The organism is Saccharopolyspora soli (genome assembly GCF_022678645.1).
Taxonomy (GTDB): Bacteria; Actinomycetota; Actinomycetes; order Mycobacteriales; family Pseudonocardiaceae; genus Saccharopolyspora; species Saccharopolyspora soli.
Genome location: NZ_JALBWV010000020.1, coordinates 100,593 through 121,800, shown reverse-complemented (window position 1 = coordinate 121,800; position 21,208 = coordinate 100,593). Strand labels below are relative to the sequence as shown.

At 69.3% G+C, this 21,208-nt stretch carries 21 protein-coding genes; 19 read left to right on the top strand and 2 right to left on the bottom strand.

What is annotated here, in order from left to right:
- Nucleotides 1-133 precede the first annotated feature (133 nt).
- On the top strand, nt 134-745 hold the full coding sequence (locus MOQ72_RS17445; protein ID WP_242184772.1) for a hypothetical protein: 612 nt from the start codon (nt 134-136) through the stop codon (nt 743-745).
- 90 nt (nt 746-835) lie between these two features.
- Here the strand turns inward: MOQ72_RS17445 and MOQ72_RS17440 are convergent, their stop codons facing one another.
- Nucleotides 836-2,335, bottom strand: a complete 1,500-nt coding sequence (locus MOQ72_RS17440; RefSeq protein ID WP_242184770.1) for a sodium:solute symporter — start codon at nt 2,333-2,335, stop codon at nt 836-838.
- A gap of 8 nt (nt 2,336-2,343) precedes the next feature.
- A complete protein-coding gene (locus MOQ72_RS17435; protein ID WP_242184769.1) occupies nt 2,344-3,540 on the bottom strand; it encodes an anhydro-N-acetylmuramic acid kinase in 1,197 nt (398 codons plus the stop codon).
- Nucleotides 3,541-3,651: 111 nt separating this feature from the next.
- Between MOQ72_RS17435 and ftsY the strand changes: the two genes are divergently transcribed.
- From ftsY to MOQ72_RS17345, 18 genes are all read left to right on the top strand, one after another.
- Nucleotides 3,652-5,022, top strand: coding sequence for a signal recognition particle-docking protein FtsY (gene ftsY, locus MOQ72_RS17430; RefSeq protein WP_242184768.1), 1,371 nt, complete (start codon nt 3,652-3,654; stop codon nt 5,020-5,022).
- A 219-nt stretch (nt 5,023-5,241) separates the two neighbouring features.
- Nucleotides 5,242-6,456, top strand: coding sequence for a CynX/NimT family MFS transporter (locus tag MOQ72_RS17425; protein ID WP_242184767.1), 1,215 nt, complete (start codon nt 5,242-5,244; stop codon nt 6,454-6,456).
- Nucleotides 6,457-6,578: 122 nt separating this feature from the next.
- The gene (locus tag MOQ72_RS17420) at nt 6,579-7,898 is read left to right on the top strand and encodes an ammonium transporter (protein WP_242184766.1); all 1,320 of its coding nucleotides are present in this window, start codon (nt 6,579-6,581) and stop codon (nt 7,896-7,898) included.
- Nucleotides 7,895-8,233 (top strand): P-II family nitrogen regulator, encoded by a 339-nt coding sequence (locus MOQ72_RS17415; protein ID WP_242184765.1) that lies wholly within the window; start codon nt 7,895-7,897, stop codon nt 8,231-8,233. The genes MOQ72_RS17420 and MOQ72_RS17415 overlap by 4 nt, the downstream gene beginning before the upstream one ends.
- Before the next feature lie 466 nt (nt 8,234-8,699).
- Nucleotides 8,700-9,236 carry an AAA family ATPase gene (locus MOQ72_RS17410; RefSeq protein WP_242184764.1) on the top strand — a complete coding sequence of 179 codons (537 nt, stop codon included), beginning with the start codon at nt 8,700-8,702 and terminating at the stop codon, nt 9,234-9,236.
- A 301-nt stretch (nt 9,237-9,537) separates the two neighbouring features.
- A complete protein-coding gene (locus MOQ72_RS17405) occupies nt 9,538-11,268 on the top strand; it encodes a DEAD/DEAH box helicase (RefSeq protein ID WP_242184763.1) in 1,731 nt (576 codons plus the stop codon).
- 123 nt (nt 11,269-11,391) lie between these two features.
- The gene (gene ffh, locus MOQ72_RS17400) at nt 11,392-12,936 is read left to right on the top strand and encodes a signal recognition particle protein (protein ID WP_242184762.1); all 1,545 of its coding nucleotides are present in this window, start codon (nt 11,392-11,394) and stop codon (nt 12,934-12,936) included.
- Complete coding sequence (locus tag MOQ72_RS17395; protein WP_242184761.1) at nt 12,933-14,006, top strand: amidohydrolase family protein; 1,074 nt, start codon at nt 12,933-12,935, stop codon at nt 14,004-14,006. Before ffh ends, MOQ72_RS17395 begins: the two co-directional genes overlap by 4 nt.
- A gap of 124 nt (nt 14,007-14,130) precedes the next feature.
- Nucleotides 14,131-14,952, top strand: coding sequence for a CPBP family intramembrane glutamic endopeptidase (locus MOQ72_RS17390; RefSeq protein ID WP_308197897.1), 822 nt, complete (start codon nt 14,131-14,133; stop codon nt 14,950-14,952).
- A gap of 111 nt (nt 14,953-15,063) precedes the next feature.
- Nucleotides 15,064-15,804 carry a CPBP family intramembrane glutamic endopeptidase gene (locus tag MOQ72_RS17385; protein ID WP_242184759.1) on the top strand — a complete coding sequence of 247 codons (741 nt, stop codon included), beginning with the start codon at nt 15,064-15,066 and terminating at the stop codon, nt 15,802-15,804.
- Between the two features lie 310 nt (nt 15,805-16,114).
- Nucleotides 16,115-16,558 (top strand): 30S ribosomal protein S16, encoded by a 444-nt coding sequence (gene rpsP / locus MOQ72_RS17380; protein WP_242184758.1) that lies wholly within the window; start codon nt 16,115-16,117, stop codon nt 16,556-16,558.
- Nucleotides 16,555-16,794, top strand: coding sequence for an RNA-binding protein (locus MOQ72_RS17375; protein ID WP_010305954.1), 240 nt, complete (start codon nt 16,555-16,557; stop codon nt 16,792-16,794). Before rpsP ends, MOQ72_RS17375 begins: the two co-directional genes overlap by 4 nt.
- Before the next feature lie 9 nt (nt 16,795-16,803).
- On the top strand, nt 16,804-17,337 hold the full coding sequence (rimM, locus tag MOQ72_RS17370) for a ribosome maturation factor RimM (RefSeq protein WP_242184756.1): 534 nt from the start codon (nt 16,804-16,806) through the stop codon (nt 17,335-17,337).
- Nucleotides 17,338-17,482: 145 nt separating this feature from the next.
- Nucleotides 17,483-18,277, top strand: coding sequence for a tRNA (guanosine(37)-N1)-methyltransferase TrmD (gene trmD, locus MOQ72_RS17365; protein ID WP_242184754.1), 795 nt, complete (start codon nt 17,483-17,485; stop codon nt 18,275-18,277).
- A gap of 190 nt (nt 18,278-18,467) precedes the next feature.
- Entirely contained in the window at nt 18,468-18,827 is a 360-nt protein-coding gene (gene rplS / locus MOQ72_RS17360; protein WP_242184753.1) for a 50S ribosomal protein L19, read from the top strand.
- A gap of 248 nt (nt 18,828-19,075) precedes the next feature.
- Entirely contained in the window at nt 19,076-19,990 is a 915-nt protein-coding gene (gene lepB, locus MOQ72_RS17355; protein WP_242184752.1) for a signal peptidase I, read from the top strand.
- A gap of 7 nt (nt 19,991-19,997) precedes the next feature.
- Nucleotides 19,998-20,750 carry a ribonuclease HII gene (locus tag MOQ72_RS17350; protein WP_242184751.1) on the top strand — a complete coding sequence of 251 codons (753 nt, stop codon included), beginning with the start codon at nt 19,998-20,000 and terminating at the stop codon, nt 20,748-20,750.
- Nucleotides 20,751-20,783: 33 nt separating this feature from the next.
- On the top strand, nt 20,784-21,107 hold the full coding sequence (locus MOQ72_RS17345) for a DUF2469 domain-containing protein (RefSeq protein ID WP_010305976.1): 324 nt from the start codon (nt 20,784-20,786) through the stop codon (nt 21,105-21,107).
- Nucleotides 21,108-21,208 lie beyond the last annotated feature (101 nt).

The window sequence follows — 21,208 nt, the reverse complement described above, 5'->3', positions numbered from 1 at the left end:
TCGGAACAGCGTGCGAGATGATGTGCGGCGCTCCGGCATCCACATTCGGGGGCGGATGTCGGCGAGAACTTGGCCGCGGGTGTTCCCCGCACCACCCCGAGCGCGGGGTCCCACCAGGTACAGGAGGCTTTCCATGACCAACCCGTACGGCCCGCCGCCGGGGCAGCAGCCGTATCCCCCGCAGGGCCAGCCGATGACGCCGCCGGGTGCTTACGGCCCACCGTCCGGCCCGATGCCGCAGCAGATGCCGCCGCAAATGCAACCTGGTATGCCGCCGCAGCCAATGCCGCCGCAGGGCGGCTACCCGCAGCAGGGCCCGCCCGCGCCGATGGGGCAGCCGATGGCGCCCCCGCCGCCCGGCATGGCGCGCGTGCTGATCGACTGCTCGTACTTCTGGCTGGCCTGGGTGCTGATGTTCTTCAAGCCGCAGGTCACCATCAACGGCCAGCCCGGCCCGATGCTGAGCTGGGGCAAGACGCCGATCGATCTGCCGCCCGGCCAGTACCAGATCCAGATCCACGTCAACTACCTGTGGCGGGTCGGCAACGCGACCGCGGTGGTCCCGGTCAGCGCGGGGCAGCAGATCGACGTCTACTACGCGGCGCCGGTGATCGTCTTCATCGACGGCGCGATCGGCCCGACCCCGCAGAAAGCACCCGGCATGGGCATCGGGATCGGAATCATCGCGGGCACCTTCGCGCTGTGCTTCCTCATCATCCTGCTGACCGTGATCGCAAGCCTCTGAGGTTTTCGCCGATCTCTCGCGAAATCGGCGCCTCCCGTGGGAGCACGTGGCGAATTCGCGCGAAATCGCCACGTGCCGCGCCCCGTCCGATCAGGCGTTGTCGACTCGCTCCGCGGGTTCGGCGGCCGGGGTGCGGCTGTGCCGCAGCGACAGCAGCCCGCCGACCACGAGCGTCACGATGACGCCGAGCGGCGTGTACCAGGGGTACGCCAGCGGCGCCTGGCCACCCGTGCCGTTCGGGAAGGTGACGCCGAGGATCACGATCGCCATCACCGCGACCGTCACCAGGAAGGCGATCACGGCGTCGCGCTCGGACGCCCGCTTCACCGCCAGTCCCAGGAAGAACGAGCCGAGCAGGGCGCCGTAGGTGTAGCCCGTGATGCTGAGCCCCAACTCGATCACCGGGTTCTCGGTGTTGGTGAACATCGAGGCGAACACGAACAGCACCACGCCCCACACCAGCACCCAGATCTTGGCCTGCCGCAACACCGCCGAGTCGGGGAGCTTGCGCTTGGACAGCCGCTGGTAGACGTCGGTGACCGTGGAGGTCGCCAGCGAGTTCAGCGACGAACTCATGGCCGCGGCCAGGATGCTCGCGATCAGCAGCCCGGCGATGCCGGGTGGCATCTGGGTGACGATGAACGTCGGGAACAGGTCGTCGTTGGTGGCCATGCCCATGGCCTTGGGCTGCACCCCGCGGTAGAAGGACCACAGCATGGTGCCGATCAGCAGGAACAGCCCGAACTGGAAGAACACCAGCACGCCGCTGCCGATCAGCGCGCCCTGGCTGGCCTTGAGCGTCCGGGTCGCCAGGAGGCGCTGCACGATCAGCTGGTCGGCGCCGTGCGAGGCCATCGACAGCAGCGCGCCACCGACGATCGCGGTGACGAACGAGTAGGGCTGGGTGACGATCGACGCGCCGAAGTCGAGCAGTTGGAACTTGCCCGCGTCGAAAGCGGCGCCGAACCAGTCGGCGGGCAGCTTCCCGGCCAGCACGACGACCGCGATGATCCCGCCGATGACGTACAGCACCATCTGCAGCGCGTCCACCCAGACGACCGCGCGGGTGCCGCCCAGGTAGGTGTAGAGCACCGTGATGATGGTGATCACCAGGATGATCTGCCAGAACGACACGTCGAACCCGGCTGCGGCCAGCAGCACCTTGACCGGGATGGCGGTGGCGAACAGCCGCACCCCGTCCGCCAGCAGCCTGGTGACCAGGAACGTCGCCGACGCCGTGATCTGGACCCCCGACCCGAACCGCTTGCCGAGGAACGCGTAGGCGGTGACCAGCTCACCGCCGTAGTAGCGGGGCAGCAGCACGAACGCCACCACGATCCGGCCGATCAGATATCCGATCGCCAACTGCAGGAAGGTGAACGAACCGAGGTAGGCGATGGTCGGGGTGCTGATGACCGTCAGCGTGGACGTCTCGGTCGCCACCACCGCGAAGCACACCGCCCACGACGGCATGTTCCGATCGCTGACGAAGAAGTCCTTCGCCGAGCGCTGCTTACCAGCCAGCAGAACGCCGAGCACCGGCATCAGGATCAGGTAACCGATGATGATCGTTACATCAACAGGATGCACTGGGCCTCCTACGCGGACTGCACTCGCAGCCGCTTCGGCTGCTGGGTTACGGGTTCGGGCAATCGCAGCGGACCGGCTCCCGGTGTGATGCTGCCCAACAGCCGGGGGCCGGTGGCGCCGGTGTGGCCCGGCATGTTTCCGGTTATGCCGTGCCAGGTGAGAAAGCCGAGCAGCGCGGTCAGGTGCGCCTCCTTGCTGTCGGCGGGCACCCCGAGTTCGTCGCTGACGACCAGCGGCGCGTCCAGTCGGCGGCGCAGGGCTGCCAGCAGGACCGGGTTGCGCACGCCGCCGCCGGAAGCGACGACCTTCGCCGCGCGCTCCGCGCGGCAAGCTTCGGCGACCGTGCATGCGGTTAGCTCGGTCAGTGTCGCCAGCAGGTCGGCGCCGCGCACCTCGGTGTCCAGTTTGTCCAGCGCGCGACCCAGGTATTCGGCGTTGAAGTGCTCCTTGCCGGTGGACTTCGGCGCTGGTCGCTGATAGTAGGCATCGGCGAGCAGGACTTCCAGCAGGTCGGCGCGGACGGTTCCGGCCGCGGCGAGCCGTCCGTCGGTGTCCTGCGGGACGCCGGTCAGCTGCCCCGCGGCGCGGTCGATCAGCGCGTTGCCCGGACCGGTGTCGTAGGCCAGCGGACGCGCTCCGCCGACCACGCTGATGTTGGCGATGCCGCCGATGTTCAGGGCCACGTTCGTGCCGGGTTCGGCAGCCAGCCACAGCGCGTCGAACACACCGGCCAGCGGGGCGCCCTGGCCGCCAGCAGCGACGTCGCGGACGCGCAGATCGGCCACCACCGGCAGTCCGGTGGCCTCCGCGATCCACGCGGGCTGTCCGATCTGCAGCGTGCCCCGCACCCGGCCGCTGCCCTGCACCCAGTGGTAGAGCGTCTGGCCCAGCGATCCGATGAGGTCCGCGCGACCGCCCGCCAGCTCGATCCCGAGCCGGGCGGCCGCCGCGAAGTGCTGGCCGACGTAGGTGTCCAGGCGGCACAGGTCCTCGGCGCTGCAGTTCGCCGGTGGCAGCGTGGCCAGCAGCTTGTCGTGCAGCACCTCCGGGTACGGGAGCACGGTGCTGCCGAGCGATCGGAGCTCGATGGTGTCGTGGTCCAGCCGCAGCTCGGCGGCGGCCACGTCGACGCCGTCCATCGACGTGCCGGAGAGCAGTCCGAGCACCCGCCACCAACCCACACGTGTGGTGTATTGCACAGCCATCGGCAAATGCAAGCATTTCGCGCGCATTGTTGGTGAATTGCTCACTTGGTGTTCCTGGGACCGCTCGGGGCGCGTGCCGAGGCCGGTATGACCAGGTGGGAGGATGAGTGCGTGACCACGTCAACCCTGATTCTGATCATCGTTGCCGTCGTGGTGGTGCTGGCGATCGCCGTGGTCGTCGGTGTCGTGCTGAACCGCAGGCGGCGGATCAGCCTGAGCGAACGGGACGGAAGCGCGGGCCCGGCCGAGGCCGTCAAGGGCGGCGGATACCGCGCCGACGGCGGAATCAGCCTGTCCAGTGGCGGCACCACCACGACCGCCCCGCCGGAGCACCCGGCGGGCGAGCGCACCGAGGTGGAGGGCCAACCGGGTGTCGGCGACGACGCGGCGGTGCCCCGCGACAGCGAGCGGCGCGGCATCGTCGACGTGCCGCTGCCGGACGGCCCCACGGTGACCGAGGAGGCGCCGGTCGAGGTTCCGGTGCAGGAGCGGGTCGAGCCGGTGCCCGAACCGGCGCCCGCCGTGCCGGTGGAGATCGAGGAGATCGAACCGACCTCGGGTCGGCTGGAGCGGCTGCGCGGGCGCCTGTCCCGCTCCCGGTCCACCTTCGGCCAGGGCCTGCTGGGTCTGCTCGGCGCGGGAGACCTCGACGAGAACTCCTGGGAGGAGATCGAGGACACCCTGCTGATGGCCGATCTGGGCGCGGCCACCACCACCGAGATCAGCGAGCGACTGCGCAGCGAGATCGCCACGCGCGGCGTCCGCACGCCGGACGAGGCACGCGCGCTGCTGCGCGAAGTGCTCGTGGATGCCCTGGGGCCGGACATGCAGCGCGCGGTGCAGGCGCTGCCGCACGGCGATCCGGCCGACGGCGGCAAGCCCGCCGTGGTGCTGGTCGTCGGCGTGAACGGCACCGGCAAGACGACCACAACCGGCAAGCTGGCGCGGGTACTGGTCGCGGACGGTCGGACCGTGCTGCTCGGCGCGGCCGACACCTTCCGCGCCGCCGCCGTCGAACAGCTCGCCACCTGGGGACACCGGGTGGGCGCCGAGGTGGTGCGGGGCAAGGAAGGCGCCGACCCGGCGAGCGTGGCGTTCGAGGCGGTCAGCCGGGGCAGCGACACCGCGGTCGACGCGGTGCTGGTCGACACCGCGGGTCGGCTGCACACCAAGACCGGGCTGATGGACGAGCTGGGCAAGGTCAAGCGCGTCGTGGAGAAGAAGGCCCAGGTCGACGAGGTCCTGCTGGTGCTGGATGCGACAACCGGGCAGAACGGCCTGACCCAGGCGCGGGTGTTCTCCGACGTCGTGGACGTGACCGGCATCGTGCTGACGAAGCTCGATGGCACCGCGAAGGGCGGGATCGTCTTCCAGGTCCAGCGAGAACTGGGCGTCCCGGTGAAGCTGGTGGGTCTCGGGGAAGGCCCGGACGACCTTGCCCCCTTCGAACCGGGAGCCTTCGTGGACGCCCTCCTCGGCTGACGACCACACCCCAGCAGCCCCCGCGCCTCAAGGGCGGGGGCTGCTTGCTTCGCGCACCAGCGAGAGTTGTCTGACGACTGATGTCTGGCCTAGGGTTCCCCCGGAAGGGGGACGCTTCATGCGGGTGGTCGGGCGAAGGTCTTCCGCGGACGAGGTCATCGCCGCGCTCAACGAGCAGTTGGTCAGCGGGGCCGTGGTCCGAGAAGCCGTGCGAGCGCAGTGAGCACCCGAACCCAATCCGCCCGCCCCGTTGGCACGGCCGCCGTGGCCACCCTGGTCCTCGTCGTGCTGGTCGCGCTGGCGTTGCGGCCGCCGTTCACCTCGGTGGCGCCGCTGTTCGAGCGGATCCAGCAGGACTTGGCGGTGTCGAACACCTTCGGTGGAGTGCTGACCACGTTGCCGGTGGTGTGCCTGGGGGCGTTCGCGTTCGTCGCACCGAAGCTCCGGCAGCGCTTCGGCGACGAGAAAGTGGTGGTCGGGTGCCTCGTGGTGCTGCTGGTCGGCAACTCGCTGCGCGCGCTGGGATCGGCCTGGACGCTGCTCACCGGCACGGTCGTGGTCGGTGCGGGCATCGCAGTGGCGAACGTGGCGCTGCCGGGCTTGATCAAGCGGGACTTCCCGGACAACGTGCCGGTGATCACGGCCGTCTACACGATGTGCCTGACGTTGGGCGGTGCGATCGCGGCCAGCGTCGTCGTGCCGATCGGCAACGCGCTGGCTTCGCAATGGCAGGCCCCGCTCGGGCTGCTCGCGGTTCCGGTGCTTGTGGCCCTGGTGATCAGCGTTTTCGCGCTGCGGCGCAGCTCGGGTGCACCCCAGCTGCCATCGCGTCCGGGCCGGTTGTGGCGCAACCCGGTGGCTTGGCAGGTCACCGTGTTCATGGGCCTGCAGTCGGCCATGGCCTACGTCGTGTTCGGCTGGCTGCCGACCATGTTGCAGAGCCGGGGCATGAGCGCCGAGCTGGCCGGGTTGGCGCTGGGCGTGCAGGCGGCGGTGCAGGCCGCCGGATCGATGACCGTGCCGATGCTGTGCCGCCGGTTCCGCGACCAGCGTCCGATCGCGGTGGTGCTCGCGGTGCTGGTCGTGCTCGGGTTCACCGGCATCCTGGCAGGTCCGCCCGCTGGGCTGTGGCCCGCGACGGTCGTGCTCGGGCTGGCGCAGGGCGCGGCGTTCGGCTTGGCGTTGACGTTGTTCGGGCTGCGTTCGCCGGACAGCGACACCACCACGGCGCTGTCCGGGATGGCGCAGGGTGGCGGATATCTGATCGCCGCGGCGGGCCCGCTGCTGATCGGGTTGCTGCATGATCTGTCCGGGAACTGGACCGTCCCGCTGGTGCTGCTGCTGGCCTGCTCAGCCGGTTGGCTCGGCGCCGGACTGCTGGCCGGACGGCCGGTCCAGGTGCCGTCGGTGCGCGGCGATGTAACACACCGGTGACATCACAACACGTTCGTAACTGGCGGTGAGCTGAAGTTCACATCGGCGTTACACCGCAACGGGCCGCCTGAAACAGACATTTCCCAAGATGCGGGCCAACTCGGTCCGCACGGGGAGGCAATGTGAATTCAGGCGACACCGCATGGGTGCTCGTGAGTGCCGCGATGGTGCTGCTCATGACCCCTGGTCTGGCGTTCTTCTACGGTGGCATGGTGCGCTCGCGCGGCGTGCTCAACATGTTGATGATGAGCCTGGGCAGCATCGGCGTGGTGGGCGTGCTGTGGGTGCTGCTGGGCTACTCGATGGCGTTCGGCAACGATGTTGGCCTCGGCTTGTTGGGCAACCCGGCCGAGTTCTTCGGGCTCAGCCAGGTCCTCGGTGAGGACGCGATCTCCGGGACCATCCCGACCATGGCGTTCGTCGGCTTCCAAGCGATGTTCGCGATCATCACGGTCGCGCTGATCTCCGGCGCGATCGCCGACCGGGCCCGCTTCGGACCCTGGCTGCTGTTCGCCGGGCTGTGGGCGATCCTGGTGTACTTCCCGGTCGCGCACTGGGTCTTCGCCTTCGACTCGGATTCGGGCACGGTCGGTGGCTGGATCGCCAACCGGCTCGCCGCGATCGACTTCGCCGGTGGTACGGCGGTGCACATCAACGCGGGTGCCGCCGCGCTGGCGCTGGCGTTGGTGCTGGGCAAGCGCACGGGCTGGCCGAAGGATCCGGGCAAGCCGCACAACTTGCCCTTCGTCGTCCTCGGCGCTGGCCTGCTGTGGTTCGGCTGGTTCGGGTTCAACGCAGGTTCCGCGCTGTCCGCTGGCACCAGCGCCGCTGTGGTCCTGGTGAACACCCTGGTCGCCACCTGCGGCGCGATGCTGGCCTGGCTGCTCGTCGAGCGGATCCGGGACGGGCACGCGACCACGTTGGGTGCCGCGTCGGGCATCGTGGCGGGTCTGGTCGCGATCACCCCGGCCTGCTCCTCGGTGACGCCGCTCGGCGCGATCGCGGTCGGCGCGATCACCGGTGCGGTCTGCGCGCTGGCGGTCAGCCTCAAGTACAAGTTCGGCTACGACGACTCGCTGGACGTCGTCGGCGTCCACCTGGTCGGCGGTCTGATGGGCACCCTGCTGATCGGTCTGTTCGCCTCGTCGGCGGCCCCGGCCGGGGTGGCCGGGCTGTTCTACGGCGGCGGTTTGGACCAGTTGTGGCGGCAGGCTGTCGGCGCGGCTGCGGTGCTGGTTTACTCGTTCGTGCTCAGCCTGGTGCTGGCACTGCTGGTCAAGGCGGTCGTCGGGTTCCGGGCGAGCGCCGAGGACGAGGCCGTGGGCATCGACGAGACCGAGCACGCCGAGACCGCGTACCACTTCGGTGACGACCGCTCTGCGCGCCGCTCTTCGGTGTCGGCCGACGAGGTCGAACGCAAGCTGGAGGGCAGCCGCGCATGAAATTGGTGACCGCGATCGTTCAACCGTCGAAGTTGGACGATCTCAAGGAGGCGCTCGGGCGGCTCGGGGTGCTGGGCATGACCGTCAGCCAGGCTCAGGGCTACGGCCGCCAGAAGGGCCACACGGAGGTCTACCGGGGCGCTGAGTACTCCGTGGACTTCATCGAGAAGCTGCGTGTCGAGGTCCTGGTCGACGAGTCCAATGTGGACAAGGTGGTGGACGGCATCGTGTCCGCGGTGCGCACCGGCAAGGTCGGCGACGGCAAGGTCTGGGTCACCGCGGTGGACACCGTAGTGCGAGTCCGCACCGGCGAGACCGGCGTGGAGGCCATCTAGCCCAACAGAACACCGGACGAGGGGCGCGAGCTGCGGCTCGCGCCCCTTCGTCGTGCCTTCCCCCGGTGCAGGTGCGTAGCACTACGCAGTCGTACTCGCGGGGCTTCACGGTCTTGCGGCGGCCCTTCGGACGGCAGACTTCTAAGTGCGACGCGGTGATCAGAGGGATCCGGAGGGGGCCCGCCCGTTCTGGGGGTCGGGCGGGCAGGCGGACCCGCGATCGCGAAGGGGGGAAGCCGCGTGGGTGGCCGGGACAGGGTCGCCCACGCGGTCCGGGTGCGGTATCCCGTAGCGCACCAGGTGGATGGTGCGGGAGGCGGTTCGTAGGGGGAGCGAGCCGCCTCCCGCTTTTTCGCGTCCGGTGGTGTTGCGCACGCGCCCGGTCCGGCAAGATCGATCAACGCGTAACCTTGAGACCGTCGTGGACATATCGGACGTAATCCCTGTGCCTGCCAGCCCACCAACCATGCGAATCGGCAGGCGCTCGCTCGTCGTGCTGGCCGGGCTGCCCGGCGCGGGCAAGAGCACGATGCTCCGGAAGCTGCGCGGCGGCACGGGCGTCTCGACGCTGGACTCCGAGCAGGTGCGCACCCGGCTGCGCAAGGTCCTACCGACCCGGTTGCCGTACCGCTACTACCGCCCCGTGGTGCACCTGGTGCACCGGACCCGAATCGCCTGGTTCTGCCTGCGAACGCGTGGTCCGGTCGTGGCGCACGAACCCGCGACCCGCGCCACCACCCGCGCGATGCTGCTGCTGTTCGGGTGGCTCACCGGGCGGCAACGGGTGCTGGTGTGGCTGCACGCCGATCCGCGCGAGGCGCTGGCCGGGCAGCAGGAGCGCGGGCGGCTGATCCGCCCGACGTCGTTCCTGCGGCACGTGCAACGGGCCGACCGGATGCACCAGAAGTTGCGCGGCGGCGGCACGCCGTACGGCTGGCACCGCGTGCACCTGTTCACCCGGGATCAGGTCGAGGACGGGCTGCGGCTGGATGTCGTGGCGTGACCTGCGTCCCGTTTGCGCAGGGGGGCTGAGCCAGCCGTCGTTCTCGATCGCTACGCTGGACATCTGGTGCTGCGGCAGGATGCCGCCGCGCCAGGCTGAAGAATCATCGAGCTGCGGGTGACTGGCAACAGGGTGTGCGTCCAGCTGAACGCGCGGTTCGAAATGCGCAAGCGGCGCCCAGCGGCGTCAGGGCTCCGAGCCGACAGCCGCCGATCACCCCGGACCTCCGGGCGGTAGTGCCGGGCCGTTTCCGCATTCCATCAGCCCCCTGTCGAGCCCACCGAGGAGACCCGCGTTCAGCATGCCGACCTTCGACGAACTTGAGCTAGACCCGCGCGTCCGCGAGACGCTCAGCGAGATCGGTTACGAGACCCCGTCACCGATCCAGGAGAAGACCATCCCGCTGCTGCTGGAGGGGCGGGACGTGCTGGGCCTGGCCCAGACCGGCACCGGCAAGACGGCCGCGTTCGCGCTGCCGATCCTCTCCCGGCTGGAGCTGAACGCCACCGGCCCGCAGGCCCTGGTGCTCGCCCCCACCCGCGAGCTGGCGATCCAGGTCTCCGAGGCGTTCCAGCGCTACGCCGCGCACCTGCCCGGCTTCCACGTGCTGCCCATCTACGGCGGCACCAGCTACGGCCCGCAACTGGCCGGTCTGCGTCGCGGCGCGCACGTCGTCGTCGGCACCCCCGGCCGGTTGATCGACCACTTGGAGAAGGGCTCGCTCGACCTGACCGGGCTCAAGCACGTAGTGCTCGACGAGGCCGACGAGATGCTCCGGATGGGCTTCATCGAGGACGTCGAGAAGATCCTGCAGACCGTCCCGACCAGTCGGCAGGTGGCGCTGTTCTCGGCGACGATGCCCACCGCGATCCGCAAGATCAGCCAGTCCTACCTCAACGAGCCGGTCGAGATCTCGGTCAAGACCAAGACCAGCACCGCGACCAACATCAACCAGCGGCACGTGCCGGTGCGCGGCGCGAACAAGCTGGACGCGCTGACCCGCATCCTGGAGGTCGAGCCGTTCGACTCGATGATCGTGTTCGTGCGCACCAAGCAGCTCACCGAAGAACTCGCCGAGAAGTTGCAGGCCCGCGGCTTCAGCGCGGCGGCGATCAACGGTGACATCGCGCAGGCGCAGCGGGAGCGCACCATCGGCCACCTCCGGGACGGCCGGATCGACATCCTGGTGGCCACCGACGTCGCCGCCCGCGGCCTGGACGTCGAGCGCATCTCGCACGTGCTGAACTACGACATCCCGCACGACACCGAGTCCTACGTGCACCGCGTCGGCCGCACCGGGCGGGCCGGGCGCAGCGGGGAGGCGATCCTGTTCGTCTCGCCGCGCGAACGGCACCTGCTGCGCGCCATCGAGAAGGCCACCCGGCAGCAGATCACGCAGATGGAGCTGCCCAGCATCGAGGCGGTCAACGACCGGCGGCTGGCGAAGTTCGCGCAGAGCATCACCGACACCCTGGCCAAGGGGGGCCTGGAGGTGTTCCAGGACCTGGTGGCGGAGTACGAGCGCACCCACGACGTGCCAGCCGTGGAGATCGCGGCGGCGCTGGCCAGCATGGCGCAGGGCGACCGGCCGCTGCTGCTGGATCCGGAGCCGGTCGAGGCGCCGGTACCGCACCGCGCGGGTCAATCCTTCGAACCGGGCACCTCGGAGACCGAGACCTACCGCGTCGAGGTCGGCCGCCGCAACCGGGTCACCCCGCGGGCGCTGGTCGGGGCACTGGCCAACGAGGGCGGCGTGCCCAGCAAGTACATCGGGCACATCGACATCCGCAACGAGCACACCCTGATCGAACTGCCCGCCGACCTGCCGGACGAGCTGCTGAGCAAGCTGCGCACCACCCAGGTGGCCGGGCGGGGCCTGCGGATCAGCCGGGCCGACGGCGAGTTCATCAGCCGCCGCCCGCGCCGTCCCGGCAGGGACCGGGACAAGCCGCGTCCGTACCGCAAGGGCCAGCACTCCCCGCAGCACCGTTCCGCGGCGGGCAAGCGTCGGGAGGACTTCTCGCGCAGTTGAGCCGGGAGGGGGCGCAATTTCTCGTGAAATTGCGCCCCCTAGCCGACGCCAGGCGGTATACCCGGCCGGTTACCCTCGCATAGGTACCCAGGTACATCCATCGACTCTGGAGCCCGTGAACCCGTGTTCGACACTCTTTCCGACCGGCTCACCTCGGTCCTGACGAACCTGCGCGGCAAGGGGCGGCTGTCCGAGGCCGACATCGACGCGACCGCGCGGGAGATCCGCATCGCCCTGCTCGAAGCCGACGTGGCGCTTCCCGTGGTGCGCGGCTTCATCAGCGGTGTCAAGGAGCGTGCGAAGGGCGCCGAGGTCTCGCAGGCGCTGAACCCGGCCCAGCAGGTCATCAAGATCGTCAACGAGGAACTGGTCACCATCCTCGGCGGCGAGACCCGTCGGTTGGATTACGCGAAGACGCCGCCGACCGTGATCATGCTGGCCGGTCTGCAGGGTTCCGGTAAGACCACGCTGGCGGGCAAGCTCGCCAAATGGCTCGCCGGGCAGGGCCACACCCCGCTGCTGGTGGCCGCCGACCTGCAGCGCCCGAACGCGGTGAACCAGCTGCAGGTGGTCGGGGAGCGCGCCGGGGTGCCGGTGTTCGCGCCGGAGCCCGGCAACGGCGTCGGCGACCCGGTCGAGGTGTCCCGCCGCAGCCTCGACGAGGCCCGCCGCGCGCAGCACGACATCGTCATCGTCGACACCGCCGGTCGGCTGGGCATCGACGAAGAGATGATGAAGCAGGCCGCCGACATCCGGGACGCGATCACCCCGGACGAGATCCTGTTCGTGCTGGACGCGATGATCGGTCAGGACGCGGTGAACACCGCCGAGGCGTTCCGCGACGGTGTCGGGTTCTCCGGTGTGGTGCTGACCAAGCTCGACGGCGACGCCCGCGGTGGTGCCGCCCTGTCGGTCCGCGAGGTCACCGGCCAACCGATCATGTTCGCCTCCAGCGGCGAGAAGCTGGAGGACTTCGACGTCTTCCACCCGGACCGGATGGCCAACCGGATCCTGGGCATGGGCGACCTGCTCACCCTCATCGAGCAGGCCGAGCAGGCATTCGACCAGGAGCAGGCCGAGCAGGCCGCGCAGAAGTTGGGCAGCGGCCAGCTGACCCTGGAGGACTTCCTGGAGCAGATGCAGGCGGTCCGCCGGATGGGCCCGCTGCAGAACCTGCTGGGCATGCTGCCCGGTGCTGGCCAGATGAAGGACCAACTGGCCAACTTCGACGAGAAGAGCCTGGACCGCATCCAGGCGATCATCCGGGGCATGACGCCCGCCGAACGGGCCGACCCGAAGATCATCAACGCCTCCCGCAGGCAGCGCATCGCCCGCGGTTCCGGGGTGGCCATCAGCGAGATCAACGACCTCGTCAACCGGTTCTTCGAAGCCCGCAAGATGATGCAGCAGATGGCGGGCGGCTTCGGCTTCGGCGGCGGTGGGGGCAGCAAGAGCCGCAAGGGCAAGAAGGGGAAGAAGGGCAAGAAAGGACGCGGCCCGACCCAGCCCAAGGGCATGCGCGGCATGCCCGGCGGCTTCCCCGGTCTGCCGCCTGGCGGCGCGGGCATGCCGGGCGCGGGCCCGGACCTGTCCAAGCTGGGCGGCAGCATGAACGACCTGCCTCCCGGATTCGATCCCTCGAAGCTGAACTTCGGCAAGAAGAAGTGACCGCGCTGCACCTGCGCGCCGTCGTGTTGCCCGACGGTGCGCAGCGGGAGCTGTGGGTCCACGACGGGCGGATCAGCCTGGAACCGGTGCCCGGAGCAACGACGGTGTTCGACGACGGCTACGTGCTGCCCGGTTTGGTCGACGCGCACTGCCACGTCGGCATCGGCTCCGAAGGACCGGTTGAGCTCGCCGAAGCCGCGGCGCAGGCGGCGATCGATCGCGACGCCGGGACGCTGCTGATCCGCGACTGCGGTGCGCCGATCGACACCCGACCGCTGCAGCAGCGCGAGGACCTGCCGAGGATCATCCGGGCGGGCAAGCACCTCGCGCGGCCCAAGCGCTACATCCCGTACCTGGCCGACCAGTTGGAGCACGAGGAGCAGCTGCCCGCCGCGGTCGCCGAGCAGGTCGCCAACGGCGACGGCTGGATCAAGCTCGTCGGCGACTGGATCGACCGGTCGGCGGGCGACCTGGCACCGCTGTGGAGCGATGACGTGCTCGTCGAGGCGATCTCGACGGCGCACCGGATGGGCGCCCGCGTCACCGCGCACGTCTTCGGCGAGGCTGCGCTGCCCAGCCTGATCGCGGCCGGGATCGACTGCGTCGAACACGGCACCGGGCTCACCGACGACACGGTCGAGCTGATGGCCCAGCACGGCACGGCACTGGTCCCGACCCTGGTCAACGTCGAGAACTTCCCGTCCTTCGCGGCCGCCGCGAGCAAGTACCCGGCCTACGCCGCGCACATCACGGACCTGTACGAACGGGCCGATCGAACGGTCGCCAAGGCGATCGAGGCGGGCATCCCGGTGTACGCGGGCACCGACGCGGGCGGCGGCATCGAACACGGCGCGCTGGCCGATGAGGTGCTCGCGCTGCACCGGGTCGGGATGTCGACCGAGCAGGCTCTCGGTGCGGCGTCGTGGGCGGCCCGCGAGTGGCTCGGCTGGTCCGGGCTGGTGCACGGCGCCCCGGCCGACCTGGTCTGCTACGACGCAGACCCGCGCAAGGACCTGATGGCCCTCCGCCACCCGCAGCGCATCATCCTGCGCGGCAACGTCATGTCCTGATCGATCCCGCGTTGCCCATCTGCACCGCAATGCCGAACGCGACCACGCGCAGGCTCTAAGGTGGGCCTTGTCGAGGGGAGCGAACGTGGGGGAGCAGCCCGAGCGGGAACGTCCGGAGTTCCCGGTGGGGAAGCCACACGAACAACCGGCTCCGGAACCGGTGGTGCCGTTCGCGCAATCCATGGGACCAGCGCAGGACACCACCGACGAGAACCTGCACCCGAGGTTCTGGGAAGCACAGCTGGAAGCGGCCCGCCGCGGCTCGCTGGCCTGGGGTTTGGCCGCCTTCTTCATCGGCTACGGCGGCTACTACCTGGCCGTGCTGATCCTCAACGCGGTCCGGCCGGAGCGGGCCAACGGATTCGACCCGACCGCGCCGCCGCAAACCGGCCCGCTGCTGCTGTTGGCCTTCGCGCCGAACATCCTGCTGGGCCTGGTGCCCGCGGTGTTCTCCTGGTGGCGGGGCCGGGGATTGCGCTCGGATTTCGGCATCCTGCCGAAGCTGCGCGATCTCAAGGTGGGCCTGGCCTGCGGGGGCATCGCGCTGCTCGGTTCCTGGATGCTGACATTGGTGATCATCGCGATCTACGGGCCGCCGCCGGAGACCGATCTGGCCCGGCTGATGTCGGGCGAACGGACCGTTTGGCTGTTCCTGTTCGCGCTGTTCGCCTTCCTGGGCGCGCCGCTGACCGAGGAACTGCTCATGCGCGGCGCGCTCTGGGGTGCCCTGGAGCACTACCGCATCCCGCGATACGCGATCTTGATCCTGACCGCGTTGATCTTCGCGCTGATTCACCAAGAAGTGTGGCGTACCCCGGTGCTGTTCGTCGGCGGCCTGGCCATCGGCATGGCGCGGATGATCACTGGTCGGGTGGCGGCCAGCATGATCGCCCACGCGACGAACAACTTCCTGCCCGCGCTGCTGCTGTTCGCCGTCGCCGGGTGAAAATCGGTCCCGCGCCAGCGTCGCCGGAGGTAACCTGGCGACTCCGCCGGTGCCCGACACGCCGACATCGCCAGGCGAGCCCGGCCGCCGATCGGCAACACGGAGGCGCCCGTGAACACACCGCAGCAGCCAGACCCCGCAGGGAACGCGCCCCCACTGCCCCCACCGGTTCGCAACCATCGCTGGGGGCTCGGTGCGTTCTTCTTCGTCCAAGCGATCTTCGTGCTGGTGTCGGTGACGCTCGCGGCCGCGTTGGGCAGTCCGGACGCCGTGACGCTGGTCGTGATGCTGGTGCTGCCGACGGTGTTGGCTGGCGCGGTGGCCGTGATGATCACCGTGGTGCGCGGCAACGGCCCGCGGCTCGACTTCGGCCTGGAGTGGCACTGGTCGGACGTGACCACCGGGCTCGCGATCGGCGGTGTCGGCGTGGTCACCACCACCATCGCGTCGATGCTGTGGATGCAGTGGGTGGGACCGAACAACGCGCAGTCCACGGTGAGCAGCCTGCTCGACGGCGTGCGGCTGCCCCCGATGCTGGCGGTGGTGATCTTCCTGCACGTCTGGCTGGTCGCCCCGCTGTGCGAGGAACTGCTCTACCGCGGCCTGCTCTGGGGTGCGATGGAGCGGTTGCGCTGGAGCCAGTTGAACGTGTTCGTGCTCAGCACCGCGGTCTTCGCGATCGGCCACCTGGAGCCGGAGCGCACCGCGTTGCTGCTGGTGATCGCGATCCCGATCGGCGTCGCCAGGATGGTCACCGGCCGACTGACCGCGAGCGTGGTCGCGCACCAGGTGAACAACTTCCTGCCCGCGCTGGGCCTGCTGTTGATCTCCCTCGGCCTCCTCCCGGCCTGAAATCTGTCTTCGAACGCCAGCGGGAACGGTCTGAGAACCCGCGGCGGTGCCAGCTGGGTACGTGGGCCAAGCGGCCGCGCCGCTTCAAGACAAGACCGAGAACAGGCTCGGAGCGCTTCGCGGCGCTGCTGAGCGGAGGTCCGGTAGCAGCAGGTTCGGACGCATCTGGCAGAATGGGATGCTGTTCGCCGCGAACGGTCCCTCTCACCGCTCGTGGCCGATTGACCTACGAGCATTCCAATCCGCTGCCCCACGCGGTTTCGGTGTGCTCACCGGAGCACCAACGAGAGTCTGAGGAGCACCAGCACCCGTGGCTGTGAAGATCAAGCTCGCGCGGATCGGCAAGATCCGGGAGCCGCACTACCGCATCGTCGTCGCCGACGCCCGGACCCGTCGCAACGGCCGGGCCATCGAGACGATCGGGCAGTACCACCCGAAGGAGAACCCGAGCGGCATCATCGTCAACTCGGAGCGGGTGCAGTACTGGCTGGGTGTCGGGGCGCAGCCGACCGACCCGGTGCGCAATCTGCTGGAGATCACCGGTGACTGGCAGAAGTTCAAGGGTCTGCCGGGCGCCGAGGGTCGGCTGAAGGTCGCCGAGCCGAAGCCGACCAAGCAGGAACTGTTCGAGGCCGCGCTGGCGGCCGCTGGCGACGAGCCGACGACCGAGGCCACCACCCCGAAGAAGCAGCGGGGCGGCAAGAAGGCCGAGGACAAGGCCGAAGAGCAGAAGTCCGAAGAAGGTCAGGCGTGACAGTCCTGGCGGACGCACTTGAGCACCTGGTGCGCGGCATCGTCGACAACCCCGACGATGTCCGCGTGCAGCTGCTCACGACCCGACGCGGTCGCACCCTTGAGGTGCACGTGAACCCGGACGACCTGGGCAAGGTCATCGGTCGCGGTGGGCGCACCGCGACCGCCTTGCGGACCGTGATGTCCGGCATCGGCGGCCGCGGCATCCGGGTCGATGTGGTCGACACCGACCGCTGAAGCACGATCATGAGCGAGCCCGAGGTGCAAACCCTCGCCGTCGGCCGCATCGTCCGGCCGCACGGCGTGCGAGGGGAGCTCGTCGTCGAGGTGCTCACCGACAGCCCCGAGTTGCGGTTCGCTCCTGGCTCGGTGCTCGGCGTCCAGCGCCGTGGCGTGGTCAGTGCGCAGAACCTGACGGTGGCAGCCGCTCGGCAGCATGCCGGGCGGCTGCTCATGCGCGCGGAGGGCGTCGAAGGTCGGGAGGCCGCCGAGGACCTGCGCGGCGCAGTGCTCACGGTCACCTCGGACGCCCTCGAACCCACCGATGACCCGGACGAGTTCCACGACCACGAGCTGACCGGGCTGCGGGTCGTACGGGTCTCGGGCGTCGAGGTGGGTACGGTCCACGAGGTGGTGCACACCCCGGCTGGCGAGTTGCTGGCCGTGCGCACCGCCGAAGACCGGGAAGTCCTGGTGCCGTTCGTGGCTGAGATCGTCCCCTCGGTCGATCTCGCGGCCGGTCGCCTCGTGGTGGATCCGCCGGAAGGCCTGTTCGACTGACGCGGACCGGTAGGACCGAGCAAACCGCCCTCGCCATCGGGCGGGGGCTTTCCGTCCGACAGCCTGCTTCGCAGCAGTGATCGCCGCTCGTGGTGCGAGACTCGACTCGCGGCGACAGGTTCGAGGACGAGTTCTGAGGGCCCCAATGCGCATCGACGTCATCACCATCTTTCCCGACTACCTGAACCCGCTGCGGGAAGCCTTGCTGGGCAAGGCCATCGAGCGCGAGCGGATCGTGGTCGACGTGCACGACCTGCGGAACTGGACGCACGACGTGCACCGGGCGGTGGACGACAGCCCCTACGGCGGCGGTCCCGGCATGGTGATGAAACCGCAGGTCTGGGGTGAAGCCCTGGATGCCGTCTGCGGCACCGGCGCGGAGCCGATGCCGCGGCTGGTGGTGCCGACCCCGGCGGGGCGGCCCTTCGACCAGCGCACCGCGATCCGCTGGGCCGCCGAGCCGTGGTTGGTGTTCGCCTGCGGCCGCTACGAGGGCATCGATCAGCGGGTGATCGACGACGCCGCGACGCGGATGCCGGTCGAAGAGGTCTCCATCGGCGACTACGTGCTGGTCGGTGGCGAGGTCGCCGCGCTGGTCATGATCGAGGCGGTGGCCCGGCTGCTGCCCGGCGTGCTGGGCAACCCGCTGTCGGCCGAGCAGGACTCGTTCTCCGACGGGCTGCTCGAAGGGCCCTGCTACACCCGGCCCGAGGTGTGGCGCGGGCATGCGGTTCCGGACGTGCTGCGCTCCGGGAACCACGCCGCGATCGCCCGCTGGCGCCGCGATCAGGCACTGGCCCGGACCTACCGGCGTCGTCCCGAACTGCTGGCCGCGCTGGCGGACGGGACCCTGGACGCGGCCGACCGCGCGCAACTCGATAAGCTGCGCGAGTCGGAGCATTCCGACGAGTCCCGGGATGCCGGAGACGCGCCGCGCTGATGCGTCGGCGGGGTCGGTTCAGACACCGAAAAGCGGATCTGGCACACTGGAACGGTTGATGCGGCCGAACAAATGTGTTCGGCCCGCTCACAAGCTAGTTCACCCCGTGTCAGGCGGTGCCCACCAATGGGTCGGGTCATCGACATGCGAGAACACGGGTGCCTTCGACACGGATGAGGACGGACCACCGATGAACACCCTGGATGCGCTGGACGCCCAGTCGTTGCGTTCCGACATTCCGGCCTTCCGGCCTGGTGACACGCTGAAGGTTCACGTCCGCGTCATCGAGGGTTCGCGCGAGCGGATCCAGGTCTTCCAGGGCGTGGTCATCCGTCGTCACGGCGATGGTCTCCGGGAGACCTTCACCGTGCGCAAGGTTTCCTTCGGTGTCGGTGTGGAGCGGACCTTCCCGGTGCACACCCCGAACATCGCGCAGATCGAGGTCGCGGCGCGCGGTGATGTTCGGCGGGCCAAGCTGTACTACCTGCGCGACCGGCGCGGCAAGGCCGCGAAGATCAAGGAGAAGCGCGAAACCGCGTCGGCTTCCTGATCAACGCTTGACTGAGTACGTGGCTGGTCCAGGTGCATGCACCTGGACCAGTCGCATTCCCGGAGCTCAGCGAGCGCGCGGTTCCACCTTCGAGTGATCACTGGTGGACCTGATCGGCGGCGGACCGCCCAGCTGAACTGGGTGTACTGGAAAAGAGCACGTCAAAGCGGCCCTGCGGGGTGGCCCAGTCCGTTACGCGTGTCGGGGGAGCGCGTCGACGCCCGGCAGGGTTCCAGTAGCCTGGCCGGGTGGCCGACGTCATGCGCAGCGGATCAGCGGAAGACCCACACGACGCGGAGCACCGAAGCGGTGCTCCGGACGAGTCCGGGGCCGGTTCCCGCCGCCGCAAGCCCAAGGGCAAGAAGAAGGGCTCGTTCTGGCGCGAGCTGCCCATCCTGGTCATCACCGCGCTGGTGCTGACGGTCCTCATCCAGGCTTTTCTGGCCAGGGTGTACGTGATCCCGTCGCAGTCGATGGAACAGACCCTGCACGGGTGCACCGGCTGCAACAACGACCGGGTGCTGGTGGACAAGGTCAGCTACCGGTTCAGCGATCCGGAGCCGGGCGATGTGGTCGTGTTCCGCGGCCCGCAGCCCTGGGTGCAGAACGAGTTCGAGACCGAGGAGACCACCAACCCCGTCGCCCGAGCCCTGCAGGGCGCGGCGTCGCTGCTGGGCTTCGGCGCACCGGACGAGAAGGACTTCGTCAAGCGGGTGATCGCCGTCGGCGGTCAGACCGTGGAGTGCTGCGACGCGCAGAACCGGGTGCTGGTCGACGGCAAGCCGCTCAACGAGCCCTACCTGTACTGGGAGCCGGGGCGGGGGGTCGGTCAGGACGAGTTCAAGCCGGTGACGGTCCCGCCCGGACATCTGTGGGTGATGGGCGACAACCGCAACGACTCGGCGGACTCGCGGGTCCAGGGCGGTGGTGGCACCAACGGTGCCGTGCCGGTGGAGAACGTGATCGGCAAGGCCCAGGTGATCGTGCTGCCGCCGACCCGCTGGCAGAGCATTCCGGAACCGAACCCGCAGTCCACCGCGCTGGGTGCGCCCGGCTGGCAGGCCGGGATGCCGCTGGGCGCGGGGTTCGCCGCGGCATTCCCGACGGTATGGGCGAGTCGTAGGCTCGTCGGTGTGGTGCGCAAGCGACGGTCGCCGGAGTGAATTCGACGTGGCGGTGACGGAGTTCCGGCCGCCGAGGTCGGTGATCCGGCGCAGCAGTGGCAACTGGGCTCTCCAGAGCGCGTTGGACCGCCGGGGACTCGGACCGGTGGCAGGTGTGGACGAGGCCGGGCGCGGCGCGTGCGCGGGCCCGCTGGTGGTGGCCGCGTGCGTGCTCAAGCCCGGTGACGCGCGCAGCTTCGACGGCCTGACGGACTCGAAGGTGCTCTCGGAAGCCGACCGGGAGCGGCTGTACGAGCGCATCACCGCGCGGGCGCTGGGCTGGTCCACCATCGTGATCTCCGCGGAGGAGGTCGATGCGCTGGGCATCCACGTGGCGAACCTGGAGGGCATGCGGCGCGCGGTCGCGCAGCTGAGCCTGCACCCCGGCTACGTGTTGACCGACGGATTCCGGGTGCAGGGGCTGGCCTCGCCCAGTGTGGCCGTGGTGAAGGGCGATCTGGTAGCGGCCTGTGTGGCTGCGGCGTCGGTGCTGGCGAAAGTGACCCGCGACAGGTTCATGTCCGAGCGGTTGCACATCGGCTTCCCGGACTACGGGTTCGACGAGCACAAGGGGTACAGCACCCCGGTGCACTCGGCGCGGCTGACGCGGTTCGGCCCGTGTGCCGAGCACCGGTGGTCGTTCGCGAACGTGGTGGCTGCGGCCCAGCGGCACGGGATGCGCTCGCCGCGAACCGTGACCAGCAAACCCGGTTTGTTCGATGCTTCTGACGGGGATGTGGTGGACAATGAGGTGTTGTAGTCGCAACGGCAACTCAGAAGGGCTCGCACAGCGATGAGCGCCGAGGATCTCGAAAAGTACGAGACCGAGATGGAGCTGCAGCTCTACAAGGAGTACCGCGACATCGTCGGGCAGTTCACCTATGTCGTGGAGACCGAGCGGCGCTTCTACCTGGCCAACGTGGTGGACGTGCAGGTGCGCAACTCCGATTCGGAGGTCTACTTCGAGGTGGCGATGTCGGACGCGTGGGTGTGGGACATGTACCGACCAGCGCGTTTTGTCAAGAACGTGCGGGTGATCACGTTCAAGGACGTCAATGTGGAGGAACTGGACAAACCGGATCTCCGGCTGCCGGAGAGCGGCCCGTTCGGTTCCTGAGGCAAGCGACAACGCTCGGGCGGTCATTGCGACCGCCCGAGCTTTTTGTTTTCGAAGGTTTCGCGCGATTGGCGGAAAACGGGTGCCTGCCGCTACGGCGC

Excerpts from the sequence above, each read along its gene's own strand:
- MOQ72_RS17445 (WP_242184772.1), top strand. The coding sequence starts at position 134 with ATGACCAACCCGTACGGCCCGCCGCCGGGGCAGCAGCCGTATCCCCCG.
- MOQ72_RS17435 (WP_242184769.1), bottom strand. The coding sequence starts at position 3,540 with ATGGCTGTGCAATACACCACACGTGTGGGTTGGTGGCGGGTGCTCGGA.
- MOQ72_RS17415 (WP_242184765.1), top strand. The coding sequence starts at position 7,895 with ATGAAATTGGTGACCGCGATCGTTCAACCGTCGAAGTTGGACGATCTC.
- MOQ72_RS17410 (WP_242184764.1), top strand. The coding sequence starts at position 8,700 with ATGCGAATCGGCAGGCGCTCGCTCGTCGTGCTGGCCGGGCTGCCCGGC.
- MOQ72_RS17405 (WP_242184763.1), top strand. The coding sequence starts at position 9,538 with ATGCCGACCTTCGACGAACTTGAGCTAGACCCGCGCGTCCGCGAGACG.
- rimM (WP_242184756.1), top strand. The coding sequence starts at position 16,804 with ATGAGCGAGCCCGAGGTGCAAACCCTCGCCGTCGGCCGCATCGTCCGG.
- trmD (WP_242184754.1), top strand. The coding sequence starts at position 17,483 with ATGCGCATCGACGTCATCACCATCTTTCCCGACTACCTGAACCCGCTG.
- rplS (WP_242184753.1), top strand. The coding sequence starts at position 18,468 with ATGAACACCCTGGATGCGCTGGACGCCCAGTCGTTGCGTTCCGACATT.
- MOQ72_RS17345 (WP_010305976.1), top strand. The coding sequence starts at position 20,784 with ATGAGCGCCGAGGATCTCGAAAAGTACGAGACCGAGATGGAGCTGCAG.